A 7,883-nucleotide genomic window follows, 5' to 3' on the forward strand; every position below is an offset into this window, starting at 1 on the left:
AAGAACTCTCTGCGGTCGTAGGGTGGAGCACATGGGGGAGGGCGAGAGGTATCTCGCGCGGGTCGACGGCCGCATCCTGCGGGCGCTGTCGCATCCACTGCGCGTCAAGATCCTGGAGTTGCTGCGGGAGGACGGACCGGCGACGGCGTCCGGACTGGCGAAACGGGTGGGGGAGAGTTCCGGGACCACGAGCTGGCATCTGCGTCAGCTGGCCGAATCCGGGCTGATCACGGAGGACACCGAGCGCGGCAGCAGGCGCGACCGGTGGTGGAGGGCGGTGCACGAGGGGGACCAGATGCGCGCCAAGTACTTCATCGACGATCCCGACCTCGCGGGTCCCTTCAACGCCTACGCCCACACGATGATCGAGCGGCGCTACGCGGCCGAAGCGCAGTTCGTCGCCGAAGTGCGGGACTGGGCCGACGAGTGGATCGACAAGGTCAGCTTCCACGATTCGCCGCTGTCGCTGACACCGGACGAGGCCGCCGCGTTGAGCGACGAAATCCTCGAGGTGATCGGCCGGTACCGCCGTCCGGAGAAGGACGGCGACACCCAGGTCCGTGTGCACTGGGCGGCCTTCCCGAGGAAGTCCCGGCCGGAGACGCCATGAGCCGGATGCCACTGGGGGCTCTGGTCGTGGCTTCGGGGATCTCCTCGGCCGGGGTGATGATGACGTTGCTCGCGATTCCCTGGTTCGTGCTGCAGAGCACGGGCAGCGGCACCAAGACCGGTCTCGTCACCGCGGCCGAGGTGCTGGGACTGATGGTCGCGGCGCTGCTGGGCGGGCCGATCGTGGACCGCGTCGGCACACGCCGGGCGAGCGTCGGTGCGGACCTGCTGACCACCGTCACGGTGCTCCTCATCCCGCTCGCGATGGGCACGACAGGGCTCAGCCTGCCCGGGCTGATCGTGCTGTCGTTCGTGATGGGGGTTTCCCGGGGGCCCGCGGACACGGCCAAGCAGGTGCTGCTCCCCGGCGTCGCCGAACTCGGCGGTGTCCGCTTGAGCCGGGCGGCGAGCGCCGTCGAAGCGGCGATGAGAACCGGCCGGATGGTGGGCGGGCCCGCCGCCGGCGCGCTGATCGCGCTGATCGGCCCGATGCCGGTGCTGTTCGTCGACGCGGGCGCGTTGCTGCTGTCCTCGGCGCTGGTGTTCGCGCTGATCCCGGCCGCGGCCGGTCCGCCGAGGCCGCCGTCGGGCGGATACCTCAGGCAACTGCGCGAAGGGCTCGGATACGTCAAGCGTGACGCGGTACTGCGCGCGGTGGTCGGCATGCTGATGCTCACCAATAGCCTCGATTTCGGGCTGCTCGGCGTCCTGTACCCGGCGTACGGCGACCAGGTCCTGCACAGCACCGCGCTCATCGGCGCGATGATCACCGCGGTCGCGGCGGGCGCGCTGCTCGGTTCGGCGATCTACGGCTGGATCGGCCACCGGTTCTCCCGGCGGACGGCGATCCTCGTCGCCGTCGCGATCGAAGGCGCGCCACGCTTCGCCTTGCTCGCGCTGGAACCCGCACCGCCGGTCCTGCTCGCCGGGCTCGTGGTCGCCGGGATCGGGGCGGGCGCGCTGAATCCGATCGTGCTCCCGGCGGTCTACGAACGGGTTCCCGAAGCCGTCCGCGGCCGCGTGCTCAGCCTTCTCGTGGGCGGGGTGCTCGCCGCGATGCCGCTCGGCTCGATGGCGGCAGGGTTGCTGCTGGACGGGATCGGCCTCGTCGGCGCGCTCGCCGTGTTCGGCGCTCTGTACCTGATCGCCGGCACCTTCCCGGCGATCTTCCGGGTCTGGCGCGGACTCGACGATCCCGCCCCGATCGGGGGTGACCGGCCGGTGAGCCAAGGGGCGCGGACCGACTAGGCTCGCCATCATGTCGCGCCGTTCCCTTCACAACCCAGCCCCCGACGCCGCCAGCCTCCGCGCCCGCCTCGACCGGGCCCGCGCCGCCGCGGCCGCCGCCGACACCGACGCCCTGCTGATCGCACCCGGCTCGGACCTGCGCTACCTCATCGGCCAGGCCGGGGGCTCCTTCGAACGGCTGACCACGCTGGTGATCCCGGCCGACGGCGTCCCGGCGCTGGTCCTGCCGAAGCTGGAAGCCCCCGGCTACGCCGACGTCCCCGCCGACGAACTCGGCATCGAGATCGTCACCTGGGTCGACGGCGACAACGCCTACGAACTGGTCGCCGACCGGCTGGGCAAGCCCGGCCGCGTGGCGGTCAGCGACTTCACCCCGGCGCTGCACGTGCTCGCCTTCCGCGGCGCGCTCGGCGACGCGGAGCAGACGCTCGCCGGGCCGATCGTGCGCGAACTGCGGATGCGCAAGGACGCGGCCGAGATCCAGGCGCTGCGCGACGCGGGTGCCGCCATCGACCGCGTACACGCCCGCGTGCACGAATGGCTGCGCCCCGGCCGCACCGAGGCCGAGGTCGGCGCGGACATCACCGCCGCGATCGTCGAAGAGGGCCACACCCACGCCGACTTCGTGATCGTCGGCTCGGGCCCCAACGGCGCCAGCCCGCACCACGACGTCTCCGACCGGGTCATCGAGCGCGGCGACGTCGTCGTGGTCGACATCGGCGGCCCGATCGCCGAGGGCTACAACTCCGACTCCACCCGCACGTACGCGGTGGGCGAGCCGCGTGACGCCGACGTCGCCGAGACCTACGCCGTCCTGCAGCGGGCGCAGAAGGCCGCCGTCGACGCCGTCCGTCCTGGTGTCACCGCCGAGTCGATCGACGCCGCCGCGCGCGACATCATCGCCGAGGCGGGGTACGGCGAGTACTTCATCCACCGCACCGGCCACGGCATCGGCCTCGACGTGCACGAGGAGCCCTACATCATCAAGGGCAACGCGCTGCCGCTCGAACCGGGCATGGCCTTCAGCGTCGAGCCCGGCATCTACCAGCCCGGCCGCTGGGGCGCCCGCATCGAGGACATCGTCGTGGTCACCGAGGACGGCGTCGAGTCGGTCAACCAGCGCCCGCACGACCTGATCGTGCTCGACGCATGACGGGTTCCCTGGAGCCGCTGGATCAGGCCATCGTGCAGGAACTGGCCGCGGACGGACGGCGCAGTTTCACCGATCTGGCGGAGCGGGTCGGGCTTTCGGTGTCGGCGGTGCACCAGCGGGTGCGCCGCCTGGAGCAGCGCGGGGTCATCCTCGGGTACACCGCGCGGCTCGACGGCGAGCAGATCGGCCTGCCGCTCACGGCGCTGATCTCGCTGACGCCGAACGATCCGGCCGCGCCGGACGACTACCCGCAGCGTCTCGAGCACATCAAGGAGATCGAGTCCTGCTACTCGGTCGCGGGGGACGAGTCGTACATCCTCCTGGTCCGGGTGGCTTCGCCGCTCGGCCTGGAGGATCTGCTCCGCCGGATCCGGGAGTCCGCCAAGGTCTCGACCAGGACCACGGTGGTGCTGTCGACGCCGTTCGAGGGCCGTTCGCCCACCCTGTGAAACGGGAAAACGGGTGGGCTTGCGCGACGCTGGTACGATAAAAGGTATGGCAACACGTAAGGTCACTCTCTCACTCGACAGTGGTGCGCTCGAGTTCGCCGAGCGGGCCGCGAAGGCACACGGGATCTCGGTCTCGTCGTGGTTGTCCAAAGCGGCCCGCAGGGAGGCCGTCCGCACCGGATACACCCCGCAGCGCGCCCCGGTCGAACCGTCCGCCGAATCGGACGAGGCCGAGCTGACCGCCGCGGAGAAGGATCTGCGTGCACAGGGGTGAAGTCTGGACGTACCACCCCCCGACCGAACCGGCACGGCAGCGCACCGTCGTCCTGCTGTCCTCGGACGGGGTGAACGAATCCGAGCGGCCGTGGCTGCTCGGCACCGAACTGCTGGACCGTGATCCGCAGGACATCCTCGGCGTCGCCGTCGACGCGCGGTACTGGGTCTCCACGCTGAACCTCACGCGCCTGTACCGGCCGTGGTTCGACGAGAAGATCGCGGAGATCGACCAAGAGGTCCAGGAGCGCATCGACATCGCGTTGCGCGCCGCACTCGACCTCTAACGCGCGATCACCTCGGGCGCGGCGTGCAGTTTGCCGTCGGGGCCGGAGAGACACGACGCGTTGCCCCCGCGGGCCGCGAGGAACTCGTTGAGGCAGTTCGCGATCTGCGCGTGGCCGTTCGCGTTGGGATGGAACGACTCCTGCAACGCGTGGCTCGCGCGGTCCACCTGGCCGAGGTCACGCAGCTGCAGCGTCAGCCTGCTGAACCACTCGTTCGCCGGGTCGCTGCTACATGCCTCGTGCCCGGCGCCCGCCCGCGAAAGGTCCAGGAACCGTGCGCTGGTCGCCCTCGACGCCTGCTTGAGCCCGTCCGACAGAACGGAGACGCCGTCGCGGCGCATCCACTCCAGGTCCTCGGTGCGGAACGGGCAGCCATTGAGGCTGCGCAGGGCCTCCGGGATCTGGGGGCCGACAGGCGAGGCGTACGACATCAGCACGAGCTGATAGTCCGCCGGGACGTAACCGGCCTGCGCGAGCACCTTCTTCACGTCGGCGACGGCGTTGGTCACCTTCGGCACCATGGCGTCCACTTTGGACTTCCAAGTGGTGCGGAGAGCCACGCTGCACGGCGGGTTCTGCGGGGAGAACCAAGCCTTGAAGCATTCGTTGACCTGAGCCGAGAACTTGGGCTCGTCGTTCGCGCCGATCGCGATCACCACCGCCGCGACCCGATGGTCCTTGATCAGGTTCGCGAGCTGTTGAGCCTGTGACGGCTCGGTCCACTGCTTGGCGTCGCCGAGGGCGATCTGCTCCGAGGGCGCCCCCGAACACGCGAGGTTCACGCGCGCGGTGACGTCGGGGATCTTGATCTGCTCGACGAAGGCGTTGGGGGAGCGGTGGCACCAATTGCCGCCCTGCCCGTTGGTCGTGGGCGTGTAGTCGCCCGCGCCCTCACCGGACACGGTGCTGTCGCCGATGGAGACGACCGTCAGCGGCCCCGTCCCCGGTGGGCCTTGGCGCGGGGACGGCTGCCCTGGGCGGCTTTCCGACCCGGTAAAGGCAATGAACCCGACGAGAACCACCACGAACGTGAGCGCCAGAGCACCCCACCACCACCGGAAACGTCGCATCGTCACCGGATTCTACGGACCCGCGGCCCGACAGGGTGATCATGGCGGTGTGACGGTCGCGATGTCCGGTCAGCCCGCCTCCGTCAGATCCGTTCCAGCTGCCAGTTCTGTCACGATTTCGAGCACGCCGGGCAGCGTGGGCTTGCCGTTCGCCGGCGACCAGGCCACCACCGTCCGGGCGGTGTCGCCCGCCAGAGGCACGAACACCACGCCGCTCCGGCGCAGGCTGTGCGAAGACCTGGCGAGTCTCGTGACCCCGACGCCGGCGGCGACCAGACCGAGCAGGCCTTGGACGGTCGCCGCCCGCTGGACGACCCGCGGCGTGAAGCCGGCCGCCTCGAATTCGTCGTCATAGTGGCGATGCCAGGGCTCCCACGAGCTTCGCGGGGTGAGCACCCAAGATTCGTCGGCCAGATCCGCGAGCTTCAGTTCGGTCGCGGCCGCGAGCCGATGACCCTCCGGCAGGACGGCGCAGACCTCCTCGGTGATCAGGGTGCGGGTCTCGAACCCGTCGACGAGCGGAGGCCGGGTGAAGATCAGGTCGTAACGTCCGCCGGTGAGCCCGTCGACGAGGGACGCGATCTGGGTGTCGTCCGTGGTGAGGGTGAGGTCGGGGAGCCGCTCACGGACCGCGCGCACCACCGGGGGGAGCAGGTAGTTGGCCGTGGTGGTGAGGAAACCGAGGTGCAGTGTGCCGATTTCGCCGCGAACCGCCCGGCTAAGCACCGACAGCGCCTCGTCGTTGCGCGCCAGGACGGCGCGGGCCTCCGGCAGGAACAGTGAACCGACTTCGGTGAGCCGGGTCCCGCGGGTGTCACGCTGCAGCAACTTCGCGCCGAGGACCCGTTCCAGCACGGTGATCTGCTGCGAAAGGGACTGCTGGGCGATGTGCAGGCGCCGCGCCGCCTTGGTGAAGCTCGCGTCCTCGGCGACGGCGACGAAATAGCGCAACTGCCGCAACTCGGGGGTCACAGGCTCTGACTGTAGCCGCACCAGGAAGCCGGTGTTGGCGGCCCAGGCGCGGTCTTCGCACGATGGACCCCAGGAACTTCACTGGAGGAAACAGGAATGATGAAGGAAACCGAGGGCCGCGTCTGGCTGATCACGGGCTGCTCGTCCGGATTCGGCAGGTACCTCGCCCTGGCCGCGCTCGACGCCGGTGACCGCGTGATGGCCACGGCACGCCGTCCGGAGACACTGGCCGATCTGGAAGAGTTCGGCCAGGGCCGGGTGCGCACCGCGGCGCTCGACGTCACCGATCCGGCGCAGGTCGAAGCCGCCGTGCAGGCGACTCTCGCCGAGTTCGGCCGGATCGACGTCGTGGTCAACAACGCCGGGCATGGTTCGGTCGGTGCGGTCGAAGAACTGACCATGCCCGACCTGCGATCGCTGATGGACGTGATGTTCTTCGGCGCCGTCGAGGTGACGAAGGCCGTCCTGCCGCACCTGCGCGAACAGAGGAGCGGAGCCATCGTGCAGATGAGTTCGATGGGCGGGCAGCAGAGCCCGCCCGGCTTCGGGGCCTACTGCTCGGCGAAGTTCGCCCTGGAGGCGATGTCGGAGTCCTTGGCCGCCGAGGTCGCGCCGTTCGGCGTGAAAGTGCTGATCGTGGAGCCCGGCGCCTTCCGGACCGCGTTCGGCGGTAGCCGGTTGCAGCGCTCGCGGGTGATCGAGGCGTACCGCGAATCGACCGGCGCGATCCGGGACTTCGTCGAGGGGATGGACGGCTCGCAGCCCGGGGACCCGGCGAAGGCCGCGGCGGCGATCTTGAAGGTGCTCGAAAGCGATGCCCCGCCGCTCCGGCTCGCGCTCGGCGACGACGCTGTCGACGGGTTGCGAGCCGTGCACGAGGCCAGGGCGGCGGAGTTGGCTGCTTGGGAGTCCTTGAGCCGTTCAACCGCGCTCTGAGCCTTCGGCCTCAACGACCGTCCACCCTGGACGCGAGGATCGCCGCGCCGGGCCCGGAAAGTTCGTCCAGTGCCACGGCCCGGCCGGCGATCGACAGCAGGAGCGCCTCACCGGGGCCGCGGACCTCCGGTCCGGATCCGGCCGACCAGCCGAGACCCGTGGCGACGAGCCGGAGCCCGCGCGCCCGCTTGCGCGCCTTGATCGGCGGGGCGTAGCGGGCGAAAGCCAGGGCGTGCCGCAGCCGTTCCGGCGGCACCTCGCGGGGAAACCCCAGCGGGCGCCGGATGTCCTGGTGATGGAGGAGGCCGTCGAGCAGCGCCACCCGTCCGCCGAACGCCGAGGTGAGGCCGCGTGGTTCGAGGTGCTCCTCGAACCACGCGATCAGCTCGTCCGGGGTCCGGCCGGGTTTCCGTGCGACACCCAGCGCGTTCATCCGGTTCAGCCGCAGCCCGCCGCGGACGGCCTGGCCGAGCAGATCACGGAACCGCTGGGCGTCGTAGTCGACAACGTGGGCGACCACCTGCCGGACCGTCCACTCCGAACACAACGTGGGCGCGTCCCAGTGCTCGGGGGACAGCGTTCGCAGGAAGGCGGCGAAGTCCGCCCGTTCGTCCCGGGCGAGTCGCGCGACGGTGTCCACTGGCGGCCTCCTGCTCACTCGTGGTCGAGCCACCCGCAAACGTAGTAGTCCGTGTCCTCGTTCCGCTCGACATACCGCAGGAGGGTCGACCGCAGACGCGGGCAGGGCCGTCTGCCGGAGGGGTCGTCTATGAAGGATTTGGGACACTCAACCTGGATCCACCGGTGTGATGTGGGTGTTTGGGGTGTGTCCGGGTACGCAAATGCCCTCTGGCTTGGGATGATTGTTCTTGCGACGGAACAAAAA

At 70.1% G+C, this 7,883-nt stretch carries 10 protein-coding genes; 7 read left to right on the plus strand and 3 right to left on the minus strand.

From position 1 onward, the window contains the following. Positions 1-31 precede the first annotated feature (31 nt). From AC0685_RS28650 to AC0685_RS28675, 6 genes are read left to right on the plus strand one after another with little or no spacing between them, the layout of a single operon-like run. Entirely contained in the window at positions 32-610 is a 579-nt protein-coding gene (locus AC0685_RS28650) for an ArsR/SmtB family transcription factor (protein WP_478228358.1), read from the plus strand. After that, positions 607-1,857 carry an MFS transporter gene (locus AC0685_RS28655; RefSeq protein WP_478228359.1) on the plus strand — a complete coding sequence of 417 codons (1,251 nt, stop codon included), beginning with the start codon at positions 607-609 and terminating at the stop codon, positions 1,855-1,857. The genes AC0685_RS28650 and AC0685_RS28655 overlap by 4 nt, the downstream gene beginning before the upstream one ends. 10 nt (positions 1,858-1,867) lie before the next feature. After that, entirely contained in the window at positions 1,868-3,010 is a 1,143-nt protein-coding gene (locus AC0685_RS28660; protein ID WP_478228360.1) for a M24 family metallopeptidase, read from the plus strand. Beyond that, positions 3,007-3,459 carry an Lrp/AsnC family transcriptional regulator gene (locus tag AC0685_RS28665; protein ID WP_016334198.1) on the plus strand — a complete coding sequence of 151 codons (453 nt, stop codon included), beginning with the start codon at positions 3,007-3,009 and terminating at the stop codon, positions 3,457-3,459. Before AC0685_RS28660 ends, AC0685_RS28665 begins: the two co-directional genes overlap by 4 nt. Positions 3,460-3,505: 46 nt before the next feature. Continuing rightward, entirely contained in the window at positions 3,506-3,733 is a 228-nt protein-coding gene (locus tag AC0685_RS28670; protein WP_007035425.1) for a hypothetical protein, read from the plus strand. Then, complete coding sequence (locus AC0685_RS28675) at positions 3,720-4,019, plus strand: hypothetical protein (protein ID WP_005150941.1); 300 nt, start codon at positions 3,720-3,722, stop codon at positions 4,017-4,019. The genes AC0685_RS28670 and AC0685_RS28675 overlap by 14 nt, the downstream gene beginning before the upstream one ends. Here AC0685_RS28675 and AC0685_RS28680 read toward each other — a convergent pair. Beyond that, positions 4,016-5,089, minus strand: coding sequence for a GDSL-type esterase/lipase family protein (locus AC0685_RS28680; RefSeq protein WP_340682065.1), 1,074 nt, complete (start codon positions 5,087-5,089; stop codon positions 4,016-4,018). The two genes, AC0685_RS28675 and AC0685_RS28680, sit on opposite strands and share 4 nt — an antisense overlap. A 69-nt stretch (positions 5,090-5,158) precedes the next feature. After that, on the minus strand, positions 5,159-6,061 hold the full coding sequence (locus AC0685_RS28685; protein WP_478228361.1) for a LysR family transcriptional regulator: 903 nt from the start codon (positions 6,059-6,061) through the stop codon (positions 5,159-5,161). 99 nt (positions 6,062-6,160) lie between these two features. Between AC0685_RS28685 and AC0685_RS28690 the strand changes: the two genes are divergently transcribed. Beyond that, positions 6,161-6,997: an oxidoreductase gene (locus AC0685_RS28690; RefSeq protein WP_478228370.1), complete on the plus strand. Its 837-nt coding sequence runs from the start codon at positions 6,161-6,163 to the stop codon at positions 6,995-6,997. 10 nt (positions 6,998-7,007) lie between these two features. Here AC0685_RS28690 and AC0685_RS28695 read toward each other — a convergent pair whose 3' ends face one another. Further along, complete coding sequence (locus AC0685_RS28695; protein ID WP_478228362.1) at positions 7,008-7,637, minus strand: maleylpyruvate isomerase family mycothiol-dependent enzyme; 630 nt, start codon at positions 7,635-7,637, stop codon at positions 7,008-7,010. Positions 7,638-7,883: the final 246 nt, after the last annotated feature.

Source organism: Amycolatopsis sp. NPDC043889 (genome assembly GCF_056435645.1).